General features: G+C 62.2%; 19 protein-coding genes and 1 other RNA gene. 5 read left to right on the top strand and 15 right to left on the bottom strand.

Features of this window, described 5'->3' with window-relative positions:
- Positions 1-18 precede the first annotated feature (18 nt).
- The 4 genes from CRO06_RS08650 to CRO06_RS08635 all read right to left on the bottom strand — a co-directional run bounded on the left by CRO06_RS08650 (position 19) and on the right by CRO06_RS08635 (position 4,430).
- Complete coding sequence (locus CRO06_RS08650; protein ID WP_097058234.1) at positions 19-1,290, bottom strand: FAD-dependent monooxygenase; 1,272 nt, start codon at positions 1,288-1,290, stop codon at positions 19-21.
- Positions 1,287-2,459, bottom strand: coding sequence for an FAD-dependent monooxygenase (locus CRO06_RS08645; RefSeq protein ID WP_097058233.1), 1,173 nt, complete (start codon positions 2,457-2,459; stop codon positions 1,287-1,289). Before CRO06_RS08645 ends, CRO06_RS08650 begins: the two co-directional genes overlap by 4 nt.
- On the bottom strand, positions 2,456-3,778 hold the full coding sequence (gene pepP / locus CRO06_RS08640; RefSeq protein ID WP_022997038.1) for a Xaa-Pro aminopeptidase: 1,323 nt from the start codon (positions 3,776-3,778) through the stop codon (positions 2,456-2,458). The genes CRO06_RS08645 and pepP overlap by 4 nt, the downstream gene beginning before the upstream one ends.
- Positions 3,779-3,839: 61 nt before the next feature.
- Complete coding sequence (locus CRO06_RS08635; protein ID WP_022997039.1) at positions 3,840-4,430, bottom strand: UPF0149 family protein; 591 nt, start codon at positions 4,428-4,430, stop codon at positions 3,840-3,842.
- Between the two features lie 187 nt (positions 4,431-4,617).
- Here CRO06_RS08635 and CRO06_RS08630 point away from each other — a divergent pair, with 187 nt between their 5' ends.
- The 4 genes from CRO06_RS08630 to CRO06_RS08615 all read left to right on the top strand — a co-directional run bounded on the left by CRO06_RS08630 (position 4,618) and on the right by CRO06_RS08615 (position 6,113).
- Positions 4,618-4,833, top strand: a complete 216-nt coding sequence (locus CRO06_RS08630) for a TIGR02449 family protein (protein WP_097058232.1) — start codon at positions 4,618-4,620, stop codon at positions 4,831-4,833.
- Positions 4,830-5,159 carry a cell division protein ZapA gene (locus tag CRO06_RS08625; protein WP_014992650.1) on the top strand — a complete coding sequence of 110 codons (330 nt, stop codon included), beginning with the start codon at positions 4,830-4,832 and terminating at the stop codon, positions 5,157-5,159. The genes CRO06_RS08630 and CRO06_RS08625 overlap by 4 nt, the downstream gene beginning before the upstream one ends.
- Before the next feature lie 34 nt (positions 5,160-5,193).
- A non-coding RNA gene (ssrS, locus tag CRO06_RS08620) (6S RNA) lies at positions 5,194-5,379 on the top strand.
- 113 nt (positions 5,380-5,492) lie between these two features.
- Entirely contained in the window at positions 5,493-6,113 is a 621-nt protein-coding gene (locus CRO06_RS08615) for a 5-formyltetrahydrofolate cyclo-ligase (protein WP_097058231.1), read from the top strand.
- On the opposite strand, the gene CRO06_RS20050 is transcribed toward CRO06_RS08615, so the two are convergent.
- The 5 genes from CRO06_RS20050 to rpiA all read right to left on the bottom strand — a co-directional run bounded on the left by CRO06_RS20050 (position 6,091) and on the right by rpiA (position 13,726).
- A complete protein-coding gene (locus CRO06_RS20050; RefSeq protein ID WP_022997042.1) occupies positions 6,091-6,243 on the bottom strand; it encodes a hypothetical protein in 153 nt (50 codons plus the stop codon). The genes CRO06_RS08615 and CRO06_RS20050 overlap by 23 nt on opposite strands.
- A 236-nt stretch (positions 6,244-6,479) precedes the next feature.
- Positions 6,480-7,997, bottom strand: a complete 1,518-nt coding sequence (ilvA, locus tag CRO06_RS08610; RefSeq protein ID WP_022997043.1) for a threonine ammonia-lyase, biosynthetic — start codon at positions 7,995-7,997, stop codon at positions 6,480-6,482.
- A 130-nt stretch (positions 7,998-8,127) separates the two neighbouring features.
- Positions 8,128-11,355: an Ig-like domain-containing domain gene (locus CRO06_RS08605; protein ID WP_097058230.1), complete on the bottom strand. Its 3,228-nt coding sequence runs from the start codon at positions 11,353-11,355 to the stop codon at positions 8,128-8,130.
- An 11-nt stretch (positions 11,356-11,366) separates the two neighbouring features.
- Complete coding sequence (locus tag CRO06_RS08600; protein ID WP_022997045.1) at positions 11,367-12,716, bottom strand: outer membrane protein transport protein; 1,350 nt, start codon at positions 12,714-12,716, stop codon at positions 11,367-11,369.
- A gap of 356 nt (positions 12,717-13,072) precedes the next feature.
- Positions 13,073-13,726, bottom strand: coding sequence for a ribose-5-phosphate isomerase RpiA (gene rpiA, locus CRO06_RS08595; RefSeq protein ID WP_022997046.1), 654 nt, complete (start codon positions 13,724-13,726; stop codon positions 13,073-13,075).
- A gap of 360 nt (positions 13,727-14,086) precedes the next feature.
- Here rpiA and CRO06_RS08590 point away from each other — a divergent pair, with 360 nt between their 5' ends.
- Positions 14,087-14,521 carry a hypothetical protein gene (locus CRO06_RS08590; RefSeq protein ID WP_022997047.1) on the top strand — a complete coding sequence of 145 codons (435 nt, stop codon included), beginning with the start codon at positions 14,087-14,089 and terminating at the stop codon, positions 14,519-14,521.
- A 46-nt stretch (positions 14,522-14,567) separates the two neighbouring features.
- Here CRO06_RS08590 and CRO06_RS08585 read toward each other — a convergent pair whose 3' ends face one another.
- The 6 genes from CRO06_RS08585 to CRO06_RS08560 form a co-directional block, all read right to left on the bottom strand.
- Positions 14,568-14,855 (bottom strand): hypothetical protein, encoded by a 288-nt coding sequence (locus CRO06_RS08585; protein WP_022997048.1) that lies wholly within the window; start codon positions 14,853-14,855, stop codon positions 14,568-14,570.
- Between the two features lie 177 nt (positions 14,856-15,032).
- Positions 15,033-16,010, bottom strand: a complete 978-nt coding sequence (locus CRO06_RS08580) for an alpha/beta hydrolase (protein ID WP_097058229.1) — start codon at positions 16,008-16,010, stop codon at positions 15,033-15,035.
- Between the two features lie 171 nt (positions 16,011-16,181).
- Positions 16,182-16,634, bottom strand: a complete 453-nt coding sequence (locus tag CRO06_RS08575; protein ID WP_055100123.1) for a hypothetical protein — start codon at positions 16,632-16,634, stop codon at positions 16,182-16,184.
- Positions 16,635-16,773: 139 nt separating this feature from the next.
- Positions 16,774-17,400, bottom strand: coding sequence for a TetR/AcrR family transcriptional regulator (locus tag CRO06_RS08570; RefSeq protein WP_022997051.1), 627 nt, complete (start codon positions 17,398-17,400; stop codon positions 16,774-16,776).
- 256 nt (positions 17,401-17,656) lie between these two features.
- Positions 17,657-18,721, bottom strand: coding sequence for a class II fructose-bisphosphate aldolase (fba, locus tag CRO06_RS08565; protein WP_022997052.1), 1,065 nt, complete (start codon positions 18,719-18,721; stop codon positions 17,657-17,659).
- An 88-nt stretch (positions 18,722-18,809) separates the two neighbouring features.
- Positions 18,810-19,973, bottom strand: coding sequence for a phosphoglycerate kinase (locus CRO06_RS08560; protein WP_080530214.1), 1,164 nt, complete (start codon positions 19,971-19,973; stop codon positions 18,810-18,812).
- Positions 19,974-20,001 lie beyond the last annotated feature (28 nt).

Below are 20,001 nucleotides of genomic sequence, written 5' to 3'. Positions count from 1 at the left end.
GAAAATGATTCGCGATTATCAAGGCTCCATAATCGATTGGCAAGGACGTGCCAATTGTGGCAAATCCCCGGCCCGGCCCAGGGCATGCTCAATGAACAGACGCCGTGCCGGCGGCAGTTTGTCCACCATGCCAAGGCCGGTATTGCGCAGCCAGCGCAACGCTGGCTCCCGCCGTTCGAACAGCATCTTGAAGCCGCGCATGGCCTGCTGCATAAGCAGGTTATCGGCGCGCCGGCGGCGCTCGTAACGGGCCAGCGCGGCGGGATCGGCCAGCGGCAATCCGGCCTGCCGAACCCGGGCCAGCTCTTCCGCCAGCACACCAACATCCAGGAAGCCCAGATTGATACCCTGCCCGGCCAGCGGGTGAATCACATGGGCGGCGTCGCCGACTAGCGCCAGACCCGGCGCCCGATAGCTGCTGGCGTGCCGCTCCTGAATCGGAAACACCCGCCGCGGGCTCACCGGCCGGGCCGGGCCGAGCACTTCGGCGGTGGCCTGGTTCAGGGCACGGGCGAAGGCGTCATCGTCTTCCGCCAGGCGCTCTTCGATAAACCCGGGCCAGCCGGACCAGACAATGGAGCAGTGCCGGCCATCACCGGCCCCTTCTTCTATATTCGCGGCGGTGTTGAACAACGGCAGCAGAGCCAGAGGGCCGGACTCCAGGAACACCTGCCGGGCGCAACCACCATGCGGCCGCTCGGTTTCAATAGTGGCCACCAGGGCATGGTGCCCGGTATCACGGGGGCCGCCGGGAATGCCCGCCGCCTCGCGCACCAGCGAGCGGGCACCGTCGGCGCCCACCACCAGGTCAGCGCTGTAGTCCCCGTCTCCGGCACTCACCCGCCAGCCCTCAGGGGTACGCCGGACGGCGGCGACCCGCGCGCAGCATTGCCAATCCAGGCGCTCGCGGTCGGTACCGGCGCGATACAGAGCGGCGACGATATGGTCGTTCTCCAGCAACCAGCCCAGCGCTTCCGCTCCGGCCTCGGTCACATCGAAATTCACTTCGCCGGTGCCGTCATGGTCCCACACCCGCATGTGACGATATGGCTGCACCCTTCGCTGATTCAGGTATTGCCAGGCGCCGGCGTGCCTGAGCAGCCAGTAGCTGGCTTCGTTCAACGTGGAGACGCGCAGGGCCGGCGCGCCTTCGGGCCAGACCGGTTCGGCGGCGCCATCCAGCACCCGCACCGTCAATCCCTGATCGGCCAGCAGCAGCGCCAGCAGGCCCCCGGCCATGCCACCGCCAACAATCAGAACGTCACTGTGAAGAGAGGGAGTCTTGGTCATTGCAGTCCCATGGCACGGCGGGCGAAATCCCGGCGCGGGCCGGGCAGCAGATCCAGGGCCAGCAGACCCAGTTGGCGGCTGTGGGCGAACAGCGGGTGGCGCACCCGGAACCATTCCGGCAATTGGCGCGAGGCCTGGGTGACCCAGGCCTGATCGGCACGCCGCGCTTGCTGCCATTGCGACAAGCGCGCCAGTTCGCCCGGCTGCGCGGCGCCGCCCACCGCTTCGGCCAGCGCCGCCAGGTCGCGCACGCTCAGATTGAAGCCCTGGCCCGCCACCGGATGCAAAGTATGGGCGGCATTGCCCACCACGGCGCCGAACGGCACCGCCTGGGCACAGGCCTCGGTGAGCACCAGCGGATAACGGTGACGCTCGCCGATGGCGGTCAGCGCCGGCGGTGCCGCGCCCATGCGTTGATGCAGGGCGCCCAGAGCCTGTTCGTCGTCCATGGCCATCCAGGCGTCCACTTGATCACGGGGGCCGGTCCACACCAGCGCCATGCGTTGATCCGGCAACGGCAGCAACGCCATGGGTCCGTCATCGAGAAAACGTTCGAAGGCCCTGCCCTTATGCGGCTCCGCCACCGCCACGTTGGCGATCAGCGCGTCATGGCCAATGTCCTGTTGCCGTGCCGTGATGCCGAGCCAGTCCCGGGTGCGCGAGTTGGCACCGTCGGCGGCGATCAGCAAGGGCGTGTGACGCTCGCCGCCGTCGTTGAACTTGGCGATATAGCCGTCGGACACCCGGCAGGCGGCCTCGACACCATCCGGCGCCCGTACTTCGATGGCGTCATCCCGGTACAGCGCGTTCACCAGCAAATAGCCCAGCCAGCGGTTCTCCACCACCGCGCCCAGGCGCGGCAGGCGATGTTCTTCGGCGAGCATGCGGGTCAGGCCAAGACGCCCCTGGCGGGACACATGAACCTCGTTGATGGAGGCCGCCCGCTGCAGCAAGGGCGCCAGCAACCCCAGTTGTTCCAGCACCCGCAGGCTGCCGGCGGACAGCGCGGTACTGCGGGCGTCGAAACTGGGCGTTTCCGGTGGCGCCTCGGTGGGCAGCGGATGGCTTTCCACCAGCGTCACCGAAGGGCAGCCGTGATGGCGCAGCAGCAATGCCAGCAAGGCGCCGGCCATGCCGCCGCCGACGATCAGCGGCCCGTCCGGGGTCATGCCCGTGCCTCTCGCATCAAAGCCTCGATGTCCTCGACGGCCTTCGGCACCTCGTGGGTCAGCACTTCGCAGCCGTCCGCGGTCACCAGGACATCGTCCTCGATGCGGATGCCAATGCCGCGCCAGCGCGCCTCCACGGTGTCGTCATCCGGCGCCACATAAAGCCCCGGCTCCACCGTGAGCACCATGCCCGGTTCCAGTTGCCGCCAGGCGCCGCCGATGCGGTAATCGCCGACATCATGCACATCAAGGCCGAGCCAGTGGCCGGTGCGGTGCATGTAGAAGCGGCGATAGGCTTCGGTTTCCACCAGTTCCGCCGGATCCCCTTTCAGCAGGCCGAGTTCCAGCAACCCTTCGGTGAGCACCCGCACGGCTTCCTCGTGGGGATAATTCCAGTGGTGGTCCGGGTGGGTGACGTCGATGGCCGCCAGTTGAGCTTTCAACACCACCTCGTAAAGCGCCCGCTGCTCGGCGGAGAAAGTACCGCTCACCGGGAAGGTGCGGGTGATATCGGAGGCGTAACAGTCCAGCTCACAGCCGGCGTCCACCAAGACCAGATCGCCCTCTTTCAGTTGGTCGCTGTTTTCCACGTAATGAAGAATACAGCCGTTGGCGCCGCCGCCGACGATACTCGGGTAGGCCGGGCTGCGGGCGCCGTGGCGCATGAATTCGTGCAGATATTCCGCTTCCAGCTGGTACTCATGCATCCCCGGCCGCACCGACTGCATGGCGCGCACATGGGCGCCGGCGGAAATGGAAGCGGCGCGGCGCATCACGGCCTGCTCTTCCTTGCTCTTGAACAGACGCATGTCATGCAACAAATGAGACAGCGCGACGAACTCCCCCGGCGGCTGCGCGCCGGTGCGCACACGCTCACGGATAGCGTTGACCCAGCTCATCAATTGCCGGTCAAAATCGTCGTCGCGGCCAATGTCGTAATAGACCCGGTTACGGCCTTCGATCAGGCCCGGCAGGATGTCGTCGATGTCGTTGATCGGGAAGGCGTCGTCGGCCTGGTAATTGGCCACCGCCCCTTCCGGGCCGGCGCGATAGCCGTTCCAGATTTCCATGGCGCGGTCCCGCTCGCGGCAGAACAGAACGAATTCGCCATGCTCGCGCCCCGGCAACAGCACCATCACCGCTTCCGGTTCCGGGAAGCCGCTCAGATACCAGAAATCACTGTCCTGGCGATAGGGGTGTTCCACATCCCGGTTGCGGGTGCGCTCAGGCGCCGCCGGCAGAATGGCGATGCTGTTGGGTTCCATCTGTTCCATCAGCTCGCGCCGGCGGCGCTGGAATTCCTGCGCGGAAATAGACATGAACGCGGCCTCCTCATGAGCCTTTTAAAACGTCATTAACTGGCGGTGTCGCCGCCGGGTATCAATGCTGCCGGGGCGGGGTTTCCGGTTTCGGTTCGGGCTGCCCTTTGCGTTCCGCCTTCATCACCAGCTCGGTGTAGATCATCAGCGCGGCCATGCGGCAATGCTCCGCCACCTGCTCATACATCTCCTCGCCTTCCGGATCATCGTCCTCCGGCGTCGCTACCTGGCTGATCGCCGCCAGATCGGACAGGGCTTCCTGGATGCCCATGGACAAGGCGCTGTCACTGGTACCGGCGGCACCAGTGCCGAAGCCCACCAGGAAGCCTTCGCTCCATTGTCCCAGGGCCGCCACTCTCAGGCCCAGGTCTTCTTCATCTTCCGGCAGCAATAAAGTGAGGTCGAGTCCGGTGTCGGCGAAGGCGGACAAGGCTTGGTCGCGACAGGCCAGCAGCAGGGCCGAGACGTCATTATCAAAGCCGGAAGGCAGCTCCACATGGGCGGCGAGCACACCCAGCAGTTCATCGTCGCGGCGGCCGTGGCCGGTGGCCAACAGTCCGCAGATCACGCCCTGCACTTCGCTCGGGGAGTGGGCGACACCGGCGCCGGCGAAGGCCCGCGCGCAGCTTTCGAAATCGTAGGTGTCAGACATGGGGTTCTTCACGTTACGGTTTATGAACAGGCGCTAAGTCTTGAATTCCATTGACCCTTTCCAGGGCCCTACCTATAGTACAAAAAGCCGTCATTCCCGGCGGCTGGCTCTCGATTCCGTCTACACGCGCTGTACGCGGCAGTGGGACACGGGGGCTTAACCTTAGGCGAACAGCGACCGATTTGCCATGACGACGGAACAACAACTGCGGCAACTGGAAGCCCAGGTGGACTCCCTGCTGCGTCAGTCCAACCGTTTGCGCGAAGAGAATCGCCTGCTGCGTGAGCGGGAACACCGTCTTCTCGATGAACGGGCCCAGCTCATCCGTAAAAACGACTTGGCCCGCGCCCGGGTGGAGGCGATCATAACGCGCCTGCAATCCCTGGAGCAGGAGGACTCATGAACGATAGCAGTTCGCTGGTGATTCACTTGCTGGGCAAGGAATACCGCGTGGCCTGCCCGGTCGGCGAGCAGGACAATCTGCTGCGCGCCGCCCGCTATCTCGACACTCAGATGCGTGAAGTCAAGCAGGCCAATGTGATTGGCCTGGAACGCATCGCCATCATGGCGGCCTTGAATATCAGCCACGAATTACTGGAAGCCCGCTCCAAAGCCTCTTCCGATGAGACCGGCAGTGCCCGTATGCAGGCACTGATCGATCGGCTGGAGGGAGAGCTGCGCGCGCTTGAGGATCTCGCCCCCCAGAACCGCTCTTCTGTCAAGCCCTGACCGGTTGCCCCCGCCCTGATATACTACGCTCAAGTGTCCCCTGGTCCGTTCGCCAGCCGGGTTATGTCCCTGAGCCGATGTTGTACCAAAAGGGAACCAATATTGACCGGCCTGTGCGCATGTCCGCCATCGAGCGGAAAGCCTGATGGTCCGGTCTGCGGTTTCCGCCTTGAACCTGACGGTTCAAGGGCCACACCCGCAGCGGCGGCCCGGGGGGCACGCTTTCTCAAGAACAGTTAAGAGTTAATAGTGAACAGTGAATAGCGGGGCGCCGGTGAGAGAGGCATGCTGCTATTCGGATCGGCCTTCCTTCTAAAGCTCCTCCTTTAATTCATGAATCCGTCCGAGCAAGTTGATCGCAAACAGTTGCGCCGTCAGTTACGGGCGCGGCGGCGGGCTTTGGGTGCGGGTGAGCGGCGTCTGGCGGAGAGGCGGTTCGCGCGTAATTTGCGGCGGGAACTGGGACCGCGGCGGGCTCGCCATGTGGCGGTCTACCATGTCGCCGACGGCGAATTATCGCCGCTGCCGGGGCTGGCGCAACGCCGCTTCCAGGGCACCCGCCTGTATCTACCGGTGCTGGATCCGGTTTATCGCGGCCGTCTGCGCTTTCATCTCTGGCGCCGGGAAAAACGATTGCGCGCCAACCGTTTCGGCATCGGCGAACCACGGCGCCTGGAGCGGGCACGGGCGGACTGGGCGCTGGATGTTCTGTTGATTCCGTTGGTGGGATTCGATGATCGCGGCCATCGCCTGGGCATGGGTGGGGGCTTTTATGATCGGACTTTGGCGAATTTCGCGCGACGGCCACGCCGCCCCCGGCTGGTGGGCGTCGCTTTTGAGTGTCAACGGCTGTCCAGGGTGCCGGAAGCCCCCTGGGATCAGCCGCTGGACCTTATCGTAACGGACGGTCGTAACGGATTCTCGCAACTGATTAGCGTGACTGGTCGGCCTTGATGCTGACGCCGGCGGACTGGGCATAACGCTCCAGATCCGGCTGATTGCCGCCGTGGGTGAGGGTGCTCACCAAAACGCCGGTGGCAAAAATGATCGCCAGGACAACCAGTGCATCTGGTCTTTTCTTCATTGTGTTTTCAATCCCCAAGAAAAAGTCATCACTCTCAAAAGGCTGTCCATGCCGAAGCATGGAATACTAATGCAAAATTTATGTAACAAAACGAGAACTGGATCGAAAAATGATCACTTGCCTCTTAAAAGTCAAGCGGTTACATCAATCTGCTCACCTTTCTTAACAAAAGTACCGCTCAACTTTCACCTGGCGTGATCCGTGGTTTACGAGGTGTGTGATCGCTCACGTCCGGACTAGTTCAAAAACAGCCGGTACGCTGGATTGTCACTCTCTTCCACCATCGGATAGGGGACTTTCTTGAGGTCCTTGCGCAGGTTGCCCCTTTCTCCGAAGGGCACCTGGAAGCCCACCAGCACCCGTCCATAGGCGGCGCCGTGGTTTCTATAGTGGAACAAGCTGATATTCCACTTGTGGCCTAGCGACATGAGGAACTTCAGCAGCGCCCCGGGGCGCTCGGGAAATTCCACCCGGAACAGCATTTCGTCCAGGTCCTGGCGCGAGGTGTGCCCACCCACCATATGGCGGATGTGCAGCTTGGCCATCTCGTTGCCGGTCATGTCCACCACCGGATAACCGGCGGCTCGCAGCTCTTCCAGCAACGGAGCAAGATCCGCGCCACCGGAGCTGGTCTGAATACCGACAAAGATATTCGCTTCGTGTTCCCCGGCGTACCGGTAATTGAACTCGGTGATGGCGCGACGCCCCACCACCTGCAGGAAATTACGGTAGGCGCCCGGCTTCTCGGGAATGGTCACCGCCAGGATCGCCTCGCGTTGCTCGCCCAACTCCGCCCGCTCGGAAATATGGCGCAGGCGATCGAAGTTGACGTTGGCGCCACTCTGGATCGCCACCAGCGTTTTGTTCTCCGCTTTGGTGCGCGCCACCCACTTTTTCAGACCCGCCAGGGCCAGGGCGCCGGCGGGCTCGCACACGGTACGGGTATCCTCGAAGGTGTCCTTGATGGCCGCGCAGATCTCGTCGGTGGTGGCGGTGATCACCTCATCCACCGTGTCCTTCAACACCCGGAAGGTTTCCTTGCCGATCTGCTTCACCGCCACGCCGTCGGCGAACAAGCCCACTTCAGGCAGCGTTACCCGCCGTTTGCGTTCCAGGGCGGCCTTCAGACAAGCGGCGTCTTCCGGCTCCACGGCGATGATCTTCACGTCCGGGCGCACGTATTTGACGTAGGCGGCGATACCCGCGGCCAGGCCGCCGCCGCCCACCGGGATAAAGATGGCGTCCAGGTCCCGGCTTTGCTGGCGCAGTATTTCCATGCCCACGGTGCCCTGGCCGGCGATCACGTCCGGGTCATCGTAGGGATGGACGAAGGTCAGGCCTTCCTTCTCTTCCAGCTTGCGGGCATGGGCCAGCGCCTCGTCGAAGCTATCGCCCACCAGCACCGCCTTGCCGCCGAGCTGACGCACGGATTTGACCTTGATGTCCGGCGTGGTGCGCGGCATCACGATCACCGAGCGCACGTTCATGGAAGTGGCCGCCAGCGCCAGCCCCTGAGCGTGGTTACCGGCGGAGGCACAGATCACGCCCCGTTCGCGCTGGGCTTCGGAGAGCTGGGCCACTTTGTTATAGGCGCCGCGCAGCTTGAACGAGAATACCGGTTGCAGATCCTCGCGCTTGAGCAGCACCCGGTTGCCAATTCGCCGGGAAATCAGCGGCGCGGCGTGGATGGGTGTCTCATGGGCCACGTCATAGACGCGGGATTGCAGGATCCGTTTGACGTACTTTTCAAGCATGGAGGTTCCGAAAATCAGCGCGAGACCGCCGGACGGCGGAAAGGGGCTAGTTTACGGTTTGAGCGGGGAAGTCGTCCACCGGCAAAGAGGTTCGCGGCCTTGCGCCGCGAACCTTCTCGTCTTCACTGACCTATTTGATCGAGCCGCTCTGGTAGCTCAGATTGATGCCGCGGGTGGGAATGGTCAGATTCACCTGGCCGCCGGGCAAACCGGCCAGGGTGATTTCCAGGTCCACGTTCAGCGGTTCCAGATTTTCCAGTCCGATGAACAGCCGGCCATCGGGCAGGAAGTCCAGTGGCCCCTCCAATTGCACGTTATCGATCGGCAGGCTTTTCACGTTGTGCTGCAGACCCAGCGGCAGACTCAGCTCCGGCGCGTCGAACAGCAGATCAAAGGTGATCCGGAACACCGGCCCGTCCGGGGTAGCGATGATGTGCCCCACTGGCGGCGTGGTGCGATTGCCGTCGGCATCCTCATTGTAGCGCACCCGCATGATGTTCGGGCCGGTGTGGGTCTCGATCGGCACCAGCCCCAGGTTACCCACCTGACCGAGCACGGCCTCTTCCAGCCCCAGGATATCGAGGACATCCCCGAGCGTTTGCACCAGCCCGCCAAGCAGGCCGCCGATAATCGGCAGGTCCGTCAGCGAGTTGTCACCGTCGGAGGTGTCCAGATCCAACCCGATCACCGCGGTGGCATCCAGGTTGCTCAGCGCCACGGTGGTCGGATAAATCACCACCGGGACACCGCCCGCCTCGGCATCGTAATTGAGGATCTCCGTGTTCAGGTCACCGGTGAGGTACAGAATCCGCTCGCTGTCGCAATCGATCTGATTTTCCTCGGTATAGGGCGGCGTGCCCTCGAATCCGCAACCGGTGTTGGCGGTGCTGACCAAGCCGCCGCCGCCATCGCCGTTGGGGCGGATCAGCGTGGCGTTGGCCGGCGTCGCCGGATTCGGAGTACCCGCCGGCACCCTCGGTTCGCCTTCGTCAACGGCAAAGTTACTGTTGGCGTCGACACTCGGCAGGTTGCTCAATTCCTGGAACACCGTGGTCACGGCGCCGGCGCCGCGGAACAGAATGTCCATGTTGGGACCGCCGGCCTTGGCATCACTGCCTTCCAGCAGGGCGGTCTGCAGAGGCAGCCCGTCGCTGGAACAGATCACCTCACCGCTACAGCCGGCGCTTTGCGAAGCCAGGGTATAGCGGTACAAGGCGCCCTCTTCCCAGGGCAATTCCGGTACGAAGGTCAGAGCGCGAGTCTCCACCCGCAGTTCGCCGTCCACCACGCTCTGGCAGGTGCCATCCTCGCCGAGCCGCTCGACACGGAAAGCGCCCTGACCGCAGGCGGTGCCCAAAGTCAGGCTGTCGGCGTCCATGTTCTGGGAAAACCGTACCCGGATCGGCCGGTTCGACGGCATGCCGACGATCGGCAGCTCGTCCACTTCCACCTGCTCGGCTTCGGAACTCGATGACAGGCACACGCCCTGCACACCGGCGGCGATATCGGATGCCGTGGCGGGGCTGCTGGCGCAGGGGAAGCCCGGATAGACCACCATGGCGAACGGAGCGCGGCGCACATCCTCGCCGTCCTGCTCCACCACGTATTCCGGCATGGTGAATCCAATGGTGTTGAGGCCGGTCAGCGGATCCAGCACCTGCAGCCCATTGCCGGCCAAATCGGTCAGGCCGTTGGTGACACTGATTTCATAGGGAACGCCGAAAGCCAGCGGCGATGCCGGCTGGATCACCAGGGCGTTGCCGTCCAGGCTCCAGGAGAACGACTCCGCCGCACCGCCCTTGGTCAACCGGACGGTCTCGCCGGGTCGAACGCTGAGCGGGTCCAGCGCCTCGCTAAACAGCAGGGTGATCGGTTCACCGGGCACGGCACGGTCGGCCACGTCTCCCGGCGTCCAGGACAGCCGCTGCTCACCATTGTCGTCCATCACCAGCAAGGTGGGCGGCACCGTATCCGCTGGCTGCGGCGGCGCGTTTTCCTGGTCGCGATAGGACTCCATATGGAAGCTCAGCACGCCGTGACTGTTTTCCACGCCCAACACCCTTGGCTCCACCACGGTGAGCGCGTCGGTGACCAGTTTGCCGTCCTCGACGATCGCCTTGCCCACCAACTCCACGTGCATCAGGTTCTGCGTGAAGGCGCCGTTGGCACGGGCATCCTTGGTGTTGGCGGCGAGATCCATGAACAGACGCACGTTCTTGGCGGCGTCGGGGGAATCGGAGTTGGGATTGGGAAACAGGTAACCGGTGGCGTCCGACATCACCTGGATGGTCACCGCGCCGGAGTCGAAGCCCACCGGCACTTCCCCGCCGATCAACACATCCAGCGGTTCACCCACCAGGATGCCGCCCCGTTTGATGCGCAGCGGCGTCACGTCCGGAAAGCTGGGCGGGAACGCCAGTTCGGCGTAGATATCACCGGATTGCTTGGACGCGGTGCCATTGGCCAGCAGGGTGCTGATCAACGGCACACAGTTGATCGGATCGCCGGTCAGTTCGGAGGTTCGCAGATCGCCCTCCTCAAGACAGCCAAGGGTGTCGTGAGTGGCCGGCGCCTCGGTCACCAGCACTTCCCGTTCACCGGTGCTGGACTTGGTATTCAACGGTGTCACGGTGCGCTCGAATGGCGCCAGGGTTTCCCCTGAGGCGCTGGTGAGCCCGCTCACCGTCAACACGTATTCCTGCCCCGGGGTCATGTCCTCCAGCGGATCCACGGTAAGCGTATCGCGGCCGCTCAGGACCAGGGCCGGCACCAGTTCACCACTCCGCGTCAGGCTGACGGTGTCCCCATACGCCACGGAAGACGGATCCAGCGGCTGGGAGGTACGCAGCCGGAAGGTGGAGAAATCCACGGTGGGAAACTGATCATCGTCCGGGAAAATTTCGCTGATCTCGAAGGTGTCCGAAGCACGTTGTTGCGACAGCGGCCCTTCCAGGGCGGGACGGGTGGAGAAGTTCAATTCGCCGTCGCGGAAATTAACCACCCGGCCATCCGGGGCCAGGTCGATGATGGCGACCTTGTAATCACTGATCGGCGCCAGCGGCGCGGTCGGCTGCAACACCACGTTGCGGCCGCCGTTCATGACCTTCATTGCAAAAGGCACCGCCTCGCCATCAGGCCCGGTAAAGCGGAAGTTGTCCTCGGTGACCTCCAGGGGATCGCTGAATTCCAGCACCACCGGAGCGGACGGCGCCACATAGGCCTGCCCGTCGAAAGGATAGTTGAAATACAACGCCTTGGGATTGTACTGGGGCCCGTCAAAACTCGGATTGCTGCTACCGCCGCCCCCGCAGCCGGCCAGGATACCGGCGCAGGCGGCAATGATCAGTTTACTTCGCATGACACCACTCCTCAGAACTTCAGGGTGACGGAACCGCTGAATACATGGACTTCGCCGCCGGTTTCGATGGTTTCGTAGGGATTCACCGGAGCCCGGTCGCTGGTCAGATCAAACTTGCGCTGGTCGATATCGTGGAACTGGTAACCGAAATCCACCCGCATGGGGTACGCGAGAACCGGGGGCTGCTCGATGGTCCAGGAACCGCCGACGCCATAGATGGTCTTGTCCGCGTCCAGATAATTGACGTCCAGGCTGCGGTCGCTTTCCATCGGTGATTCCCGGAACGCCACGCCGGCGGTCAGGCTCACGTTCTTGAGCGCGCTCCACTCAACCCCCACCCGGGGCACGGTGATGTCCTTGAAGTGAATGTCCGCCTGATCCTTGACGGTGTCGTCCTCCAGCACTTCCATCAGGTCCGACCAGTTCTGCCGTTCCACCGTCACCCCGGCACGCAGCCGGTCATTGAAACGGTACTGCACCCCGGCGCTGTAAATATCCGGTTGGTAGGAATCCACGGTATCGATCAGCAACGCGATACCCGGAGACGGCACGGTGCCGGGAATGGTGATGCGCGAGTCCACCGAAGTGCGTGCCTCGGTATGGCCACGAAAAGCAAACGCGGTTTCCAGGCCATTGGTGATGCAGTCGCCCTTGCCGCAGATCAGCTTGCCCCAGTCCAGGGTGACGCCGAGCACCGGCCGGATCACCGGTTTGGCGTTGACCTCGAGCGTTTCGTACTGGGTTTCACCGGCCAGATTGGAGCTGGCCACCAGCTTCGCGTCGGAACGCAGGGAGACGTGCGCGGAGGCGCCGACGGCGATCCCGTGCAGCAACTCGGTACCACCGCCGATATTCAGGAATAACGGTTGACGACCGTACTCCATGTATTGCCCGCCCATGGACGTGCTGGAATTGAAGGAAAGCATTTCTTTCCCGTATTTTTCCACGCCGGCGATGATGGCGAAGTAAATCGGATGCTCGAATTTGGTGATGCTGGACAGATCGGTTTTCAGCGCGATCAATTGCTGCTGGCTGCGGCTGTCATCGAGCAGGTTGCCGTCGCGTGTGGCCGGAGCGGCGCCCCCCAAACTCTTGCCATCGAGTTCCTGCTCGGCGTGCAGGAAGCCGATGGTCAGCTCACCACGGGGATCCTTGATCAGATAGGACGGGTTGTAGTACAGCGACGACGCCTGCGGATTGAACATGGAAAGGGCCTGAGCGGATGCCACATCACCAGGAAAAAGGCCATAGCTGCTGGCGGTGTTACCCATGGCGGCGAAGGCCGGGGCAGCAATCGAAGCGGCGACCGAAAGGGACAGGGCCGCGATGCCACCGCGACGCAGGGGGGAAAGTCCGAACATACACTGCCTCCGGTACGGATCATTGTTGTTGTGTAATCCAGGTCGGGCGCGGAGCGATTACCGGCCCCCTTTTTTAGAAAGCTCCGAATAATGGGGACAAGGCGATATTCAGAACTTCCTTTCTATGCAATCTCAGTAAAACAAATGTGCACAGACATTGGCGTATGAAAAAAGGTGGAAAACCGTACTCAGGGATGGCGGATGGTTAGCAGCTGTAACAGACCGTGTCGCTCTGTGACGGGGGTCGGAAGAAAGAATTGAGGCAGCCTGATTGCCGTTTTCAGGCGCAATGGTGAGGGTGGGATTAAAACGATTACGGGCATCGCGGCCATGAACCGCGATGCTCCGTTTTCAACTCAAATCGAGATCACCTCGTCGCCACGGCCAACCAGCACCAGGTCGGCGGGACGGCGGGCGAACAGGCCATTGGTGACGACCCCGGTAATATTATTGATTTTCTCTTCGAGCTCGATGGGGTTGAGGATATCCAGATTGCGCACATCGAGAATCAGATTGCCGTTATCGGTGACAAAACCCTCCCGGTACTGGGGCTGCCCGCCGAGCGCGGCGAGCCGGCGCGCTACGTAGGAACGGGCCATGGGGATCACCTCCACCGGCAACGGGAAGCCGCCCAGGCGTTTGACCTGCTTGGAACCGTCGACAATACAGATAAACCGCTCGGCCACCGCCGCCACGATTTTCTCGCGGGTCAGGGCGCCGCCACCACCCTTGATCATCTCCCGGTGATCGTTGACTTCGTCGGCACCGTCCACGTACAGCGGCAGACTGTCCACCTGATTCAGCTCCAACACCTCGATACCGTGTCCACGCAACCGCTCGGCGGTGGCTTCGGAACTGGCCACGGCGCCGGCCAGGCGATCCTTCATGGTCGCCAGGGCATCGATAAAACAGTTTGCCGTGGAGCCGGTACCCACACCGATGACCTCGCCTTCAGGCACATGACGCAAGGCGGCTTCCGCCACCCTCCGCTTCAACGCATTCTGATCCATTTCCTACCTCAAACCGATTAATTCCACGACGATCGCCCAGTTTAACCTGAATATTGCGCCAATACGCCCCCCGTGAGTGTCACCACCCCGCGGTACACGTGCTGAAGGCCGGCGATGCTGGCACGCTGATTCACTGCCACGGCAAGCCGCCCACGGCAGCGCTCCACCAGCCTCGATATTCTTTTTTACTAATGTATGACTTGAATTTTTGTACAGTTCGCGCATCTTGAACATATCACCGTGTCGCCGGTACGGACCGCCCCATGCCGGCCTCCGCGGTGAACTAAAACAATGAATCCAAAAAAGCGCTACTCCACGGAATGTTCAGGGAGTAACCATTGATCTACAAGGAGACGACTCATGCAACGGTCAGCATTCATTCCCCTTCTCTTCGCTACTCTCGGTGTCGTGGCGGCGCCGCTCGCGATGGCTGACGACACGTCCGGGCGGGATTACTCCACCGAACGCCGCAATCTGGACAGCCCGGAACACATCTCCAAGGAATACAAAAAGGCAATCGAAGCCGAAACCGAGTCCAAGCGGCGTGCCGCCGAAGGCGTTTCGGACAAGGCCAGAAACTACGGTGAGGACCGCAGCAAGATCGACAAGAATATCGAGGAGCGGCTTGAGGAAGGCCGGGCAGCCCGGGACAAGGCCCGCCAGGAAGCCAAGGAAATGGGTAAGGACATGCAAAGCCCGGACTACGCCAAGGATCGGGAAAACCTGGATAACCCGGACCAGATCAAGGAGCGTCTGCAGGAAATGAAGGAAGGCGCGATCAAACCGAAAGAGTAAACCGTTTCCCGAAACGAAAAGCCCCGGTCACCCCGGGGCTTTTGCGCTATCGCGTCAACGCCTCGCGACGACGCAACGCTTCCTGTTCCATTTCCTTACGGCGCTGCTCGGCGGCCTCCATCCGTTCATCCGCTCGCTGCTGCTGGGTTTTCCGCCGCTCTTCCGCGGCGCGGCGCTGACTGTCCAGGCGGTTCTGCAAATCCTGCCGCCGCTGTTCCGCCTGGGTGGCGGGGTCCGCGGATGGCATAGCCCGGTTATCCAACTGAGCCAGCGCCGGCGCTGCCATCGTCACCAGCATCACGCCCATGGCCATCCATACTGGTTTGAACTTCATGGCGTTACCTCCTGCTCGCGCCCGGGCACCGTGTCCGGGCGGCACTTGTATCCGGACAGTACTTGTATCCGGACAGTACTTGTATCCGGACAGTACTTGTATCCGGTTAGCACCATTGTCCCAGATTTCCCACCGAGACAAGCAAGTAACACAAGGTAAAATCCCAGGCCTTCAGGCTTACGGCCGGGCAGTGTGCTCCGGCACGTTCAGACAATCGTCAATGATACGAAAGATGCGCTCCCGATAATCCGCCTGCTCATTGGCCAACTGATGGCGGGCACCCTCCAGGATATGAATGCGGGGCTCCTGGAACTTGCGGCGGATAATATCCAGGTTGTAGCGCCAGTCCACCGTCTCATCCTGATCGCCTTGAATCACCACCGGCGACAACGGCACCGGGGCCGCCCGCTCGAATCCCGGCAACCAGCGCTTCAGCGCGGTCACCCAGCTGGCCGGCAGCCGCCGGGGCTGCAGGGGGTCCCGGTTTTCCAGGAAATCCAGAAAATCGGGATCTCCGGAGTTAATGGTGAAAACCCGCTTTATCGAGCGTGCAAAAGGACGAATCAGGGTATGCAGCCAGCGGGCGGTGCCCCATTTGAATGGACGCACCAGGGGGGCCAGCAGAATAACCTGCTCAAACGGCGCCCTGCCCGCGTCGAACCGGTGATGCAGAAGGAAATCCATGACAATGGCGCCGCCGGTGCTCTGCGCCACCACATGCCAGGGTTTGGGCAAATGTGTCCGGGCCAGGCTCAGACACTGCTCCAGCACGTCCCGATACACCTTGAAGTCGTCGATATCCGCCGGCGGACCGGAACTGAGGCCATGCCCCGGAAGATCATAGGCGACCACGGCGAAGCCTTTTTCCAACAGATGCCCAATGACATGACCGTAAAGACCGACGTGATCGAAGTAACCGTGGCATACGAACACCGAGCCCTTCGGCGACGGGGGGCGCCAGACGTGGATGCCGAGAGTATGGCCGGCGGCATCGAAATAGCCGAAGCCGTGCTCCAGCCGCGGCAGCCGCGCGGCGAAATCAATGCCGTAGTAGCTGACATAGTCCAGGCTGGGGTCATCGAGAGGGGCGAACCGTTCCCAATTCAGAGGATGCCAACTGCGGGTGATGGCGTCGCGGGAAAACGGTATCGACATAGGCGGGAAACTCGATTCAGGCGGTGTATGACAACCGTCAATGATAGGCACTCCGTGCCCGGCACGCCATCGCCCGAACCACAAAGCGCCCGGTCAAGGGCGCTTTGATGGGCCCGGCCAAGGAAGCCGGGCGGAGTATCACAAACTCCACGGAGTTTGCTGGCGAGTCCCTTACAGCTGTGCCTGCTGGGCCCGCAATGCTTGCTGAGCCTGCACTTCGGAGATGACACGTTGCAGATTCTCCGGAGAGTCCAGGTTCAGGCGGTGACCCAGGTGATCCACCGGAGTCTGGCTGGCCAGGGGAGCACGTTCCTTGGCGACCGCCAGATTGTGCTGAGCTTCCTGGGAGCGGTAAGCGATGTAGTCCTGGGAGTCGATATTTTCACGGACGCTCAGGAAGTCACGGCCTTCACCCTGGGACTGACCACGCTGCTCTGCTTGCAGGCGATCGCTGGCGGCTCTTTGCACCTGGCCGTCAATCAGCGCCGGAGAGTCGATCTGCTCACGGGCGCTCAGGTAATCGGCACGAACCTGATCTTCGAAGCTGTTGGCCTGGGCCAGCGGTGCGGCAGCCAGACCAGCAACGACCAGGGCGGCAACGGACAAACGGGCTACGTTTTTCATCATCCTTTCCTCACGTTCACATTCAGGGAATGTCGCGGGAGGTCAGGGCGATTTCGCGAGTGCTTGCTGGTCTCCCACGCTGATGGAGCCAGTATAGTTACAGGTTACGTTATTGTCAACTTGTAACTCGCGATTATTTTCAGGGCGCCAGACTCCGGAGAATCAGGTTGGTGACCGCCGCCAGCTTGGTTTCCATCTCCTCGGTGTTCCCCAGCCGGTTGAGCAGCACCGGGTGAGCGTAAGCGGCGGCGGTGACGCGGATCGCCATGCAAACCTCATCCAATGGCGTCTTGCGCTCGAACTCCCCGCTTTCACGGCCGTCCGAGACGATTTTCTCGATCGCCTCGTAGATCTCATTATTGTGTTCTTCGGTGACCGCCCACTGATTCTCAATGGAGACAACAACAATATCGTGTATGCACCGCTCCTTGAGAAACAGCCGCATCCCCTCGGAAAGCAAGGTGTGCAGCATGTCGCGCAGGCGTTGAGTGGCGGAGGCGTCGCGCTCGGCGACAGCGCGGATGGCCTCACCCATGGTCGACAGCGCCAGCGCGCAAACCGACTCGCCAATCGCCTGTTTGGAATCGAAAAAGCGATACAGATAGGCGCTGGACACTCCGATCGCCTTGGCGATGTCGGTCACCGAGGTCTTGCGGTAACCGTGCACTCGGAACAGTTCATCCGCCACCTGCAGAATCTGTGTACGCCGCTCGTGGTCGGCGGGCCCGCGTTGTCCGGGCAGGTTTTCACAACTGTCGATCGCCATGGAGGCTCTCCCTGAAAATTTCGCGTCGCTTAGATGAGTTACGACTATTGTTATGTGTAACACCAGGTAACCATCATAGCGCCCGCTGGAGTATCCGCCAAGCGGACGGCATTTTCAGGCAAGCCAGCACAGCAAGAAGAAAGGCGATGGGGAAGGGAGGGTTGAGGACAGGAGATGCACGATTCACTGCCAAGGCCGCTTCCCACAGCGGCTCTGTAGCTCCACCGTGGAAAGAGGCCGGCAGCGAATTAGGGGCTTACTTGACGCGCGGGTCCAGTTCGCCGTCTTCGTAACGCTGGAACATCACTTCCAGACTTACCGGCTTGATCTTGTCGGCGTTACCGGCGGTACCGAACGCTTCGTACCGGGCGATACAGATATCACGCATGGCGGTCACGGATTCCTTCAGGTACTTGCGCGGATCGAACTCGGCCTTGTTGGTGGCCAGGAAGCGGCGGATGGCACCGGTGGACGCCAGGCGCAGGTCGGTGTCGATATTGACCTTGCGAACCCCGTACTTGATACCTTCCTGAATCTCTTCCACTGGCACCCCGTAGGTTTCCGGGATCTCGCCACCGAACTCGTTGATGATGGCGAGCCAGTCCTGCGGTACGGAAGAGGAACCGTGCATGACCAGATGCGTATCCGGGATACGGGCGTGGATCGCCTTGATCTGCTCGATGGCCAGAATGTCGCCGGTGGGCGGACGGGTGAACTTGTAGGCACCGTGGCTGGTGCCGATGGCGATGGCCAGGGCGTCCACATGGGTTGCCTTGACGAAGTCCGCCGCCTCTTCCGGGTCGGTGAGCATCTGCTCATGGCTCAGGGTGCCTTCAGCGCCGATGCCGTCTTCCTCGCCGGCCTGGCCGGTTTCCAGGGAGCCCAGGCAGCCCAGTTCCCCTTCCACCGAGACGCCGCAGGCGTGAGCCATATCCACCGCCTGTCGGGTCACCCGCACGTTGTACTCGTAGTCGGTGGGGGTTTTGCCGTCCTCACCCAGGGAGCCATCCATCATCACCGAGGAAAAGCCCAGTTGGATGGAACGCTGGCACACGGCGGGGCTGGTGCCATGATCCTGGTGCATCACCACCGGGATATGGGGAAATTCTTCTACCGCCGCCAGAATCAGGTGACGCAGAAACGGGGCACCGGCGTATTTGCGGGCACCGGCGCTGGCTTGCACGATCACCGGGGAATTGGTTTTATCCGCCGCTTCCATGATGGCGCGCATCTGTTCCAGGTTGTTCACGTTGAACGCCGGAACGCCGTAGCCGTGCTCGGCGGCGTGGTCCAGCAATTGGCGCATGCTGATCAGTGCCATGGGGAATTCTCCTTCGCAATCCGTTTGTCTGAACAAACTCCGTGGGAGCGGGCCCGGTCAGCGGGCCTCCGCGCTCTCACGATCTGACTTAATCCTTGGCCCGGGCCTCGAGCATGGCCACCGCGGGCAAGGTCTTGCCTTCCACGAACTCCAGGAAGGCGCCGCCGCCGGTGGAAATGTAGCTGATGCGGTCGGCGATTTCATACTTGTCCACCGCGGCCAGGGTGTCACCGCCACCGGCGATGGAGAATGCTTCGCTGTCGGCGATGGCCTCGGCCATTTCCTGGGTGCCCTCACCGAACTGATCGAACTCGAACACGCCCACCGGGCCGTTCCAGATGATAGTGCGGGCTTCCTTCATCAGCGCGGCGAAGACGTGGGCGGTCTGCGGGCCCACATCGAGGATCATATCGTCCTCGCCCACCTCTTCCACCTTCTTGGTCACCGCTTCCGCGTCGGCGGAAAATTCCGTGGCCACCACCACATCCACCGGCAGCGGAATGTGCACCTTGGCGGCGATTTTGCGAGCCGCGTCGAGCAAATCCGGCTCATGCAGGGATTTGCCCACCGGCAACCCTTCCGCCGCCAGGAAGGTATTGGCGATGCCACCGCCGACGATCAGTTGATCCACTTTGTCGGCCAGCGCTTCCAGCACCTCCAGTTTGGTGGACACCTTGGAACCGCCGACGATCGCCACCAGCGGCTTGGCCGGGTTGTCCAGCGCCTTGGACAACGCATCCAGCTCATTGGCCAGCAGCGGACCAGCACAGGCGACCGGGGCGAACTTGCCCACCCCATGGGTGGACGCCTGGGCACGGTGCGCGGTGCCGAAGGCATCCATCACATAGATATCACACAGCGCCGCCATCTTCTGTGACAACGCCTCGTCGTCCTTCTTTTCGCCTTTATTGAACCGCACGTTCTCGCACAGCACGACCTCGCCCTCCGCCACGTCGACACCGTCGAGCCAGTCCTTCACCAGCGGCACTTCCCGGCCCAGCAGGGTTCCCAGGTGTTCGGCCACCGGCTTCAGGGAAAACTGCTCTTCGTACTCCCCTTCACTGGGGCGGCCCAGGTGGGACATCAGCATCACCCGGGCACCGGCCTTCAGCGCGTGCTCAATGGTCGGCAGGGAAGCACGGATGCGTGCATCACTGGTGACCTTGCCCTCTTTGACCGGCACATTCAGGTCTTCACGGATCAGTACCCGCTTGCCCTTCAGATCCAGGTCGGTCATGCGTTTGAAGTTCATGGTCTTGCTACCTCGTCTAAAACCATCC

This window comes from Alloalcanivorax xenomutans (genome assembly GCF_900217905.1).
GTDB lineage: Bacteria > Pseudomonadota > Gammaproteobacteria > Pseudomonadales > Alcanivoracaceae > Alloalcanivorax > Alloalcanivorax xenomutans.
This window is presented reverse-complemented; position numbering and strand designations above follow the sequence as displayed.

Coding starts and splice junctions, on each gene's coding strand:
- CRO06_RS20050 (WP_022997042.1), bottom strand. CDS start 6,243: ATGAAGAAAAGACCAGATGCACTGGTTGTCCTGGCGATCATTTTTGCC.
- CRO06_RS08635 (WP_022997039.1), bottom strand. CDS start 4,430: ATGTCTGACACCTACGATTTCGAAAGCTGCGCGCGGGCCTTCGCCGGC.
- CRO06_RS08560 (WP_080530214.1), bottom strand. CDS start 19,973: ATGAACTTCAAACGCATGACCGACCTGGATCTGAAGGGCAAGCGGGTA.
- CRO06_RS08605 (WP_097058230.1), bottom strand. CDS start 11,355: ATGCGAAGTAAACTGATCATTGCCGCCTGCGCCGGTATCCTGGCCGGC.
- pepP (WP_022997038.1), bottom strand. CDS start 3,778: ATGTCTATTTCCGCGCAGGAATTCCAGCGCCGCCGGCGCGAGCTGATG.
- fba (WP_022997052.1), bottom strand. CDS start 18,721: ATGGCACTGATCAGCATGCGCCAATTGCTGGACCACGCCGCCGAGCAC.
- CRO06_RS08650 (WP_097058234.1), bottom strand. CDS start 1,290: ATGACCAAGACTCCCTCTCTTCACAGTGACGTTCTGATTGTTGGCGGT.
- CRO06_RS08580 (WP_097058229.1), bottom strand. CDS start 16,010: ATGTCGATACCGTTTTCCCGCGACGCCATCACCCGCAGTTGGCATCCT.
- CRO06_RS08575 (WP_055100123.1), bottom strand. CDS start 16,634: ATGAAAAACGTAGCCCGTTTGTCCGTTGCCGCCCTGGTCGTTGCTGGT.
- ilvA (WP_022997043.1), bottom strand. CDS start 7,997: ATGCTTGAAAAGTACGTCAAACGGATCCTGCAATCCCGCGTCTATGAC.
- CRO06_RS08600 (WP_022997045.1), bottom strand. CDS start 12,716: ATGTTCGGACTTTCCCCCCTGCGTCGCGGTGGCATCGCGGCCCTGTCC.
- rpiA (WP_022997046.1), bottom strand. CDS start 13,726: ATGGATCAGAATGCGTTGAAGCGGAGGGTGGCGGAAGCCGCCTTGCGT.
- CRO06_RS08615 (WP_097058231.1), top strand. CDS start 5,493: ATGAATCCGTCCGAGCAAGTTGATCGCAAACAGTTGCGCCGTCAGTTA.
- CRO06_RS08630 (WP_097058232.1), top strand. CDS start 4,618: ATGACGACGGAACAACAACTGCGGCAACTGGAAGCCCAGGTGGACTCC.
- CRO06_RS08645 (WP_097058233.1), bottom strand. CDS start 2,459: ATGACCCCGGACGGGCCGCTGATCGTCGGCGGCGGCATGGCCGGCGCC.
- CRO06_RS08590 (WP_022997047.1), top strand. CDS start 14,087: ATGCAACGGTCAGCATTCATTCCCCTTCTCTTCGCTACTCTCGGTGTC.
- CRO06_RS08625 (WP_014992650.1), top strand. CDS start 4,830: ATGAACGATAGCAGTTCGCTGGTGATTCACTTGCTGGGCAAGGAATAC.
- CRO06_RS08570 (WP_022997051.1), bottom strand. CDS start 17,400: ATGGCGATCGACAGTTGTGAAAACCTGCCCGGACAACGCGGGCCCGCC.
- CRO06_RS08585 (WP_022997048.1), bottom strand. CDS start 14,855: ATGAAGTTCAAACCAGTATGGATGGCCATGGGCGTGATGCTGGTGACG.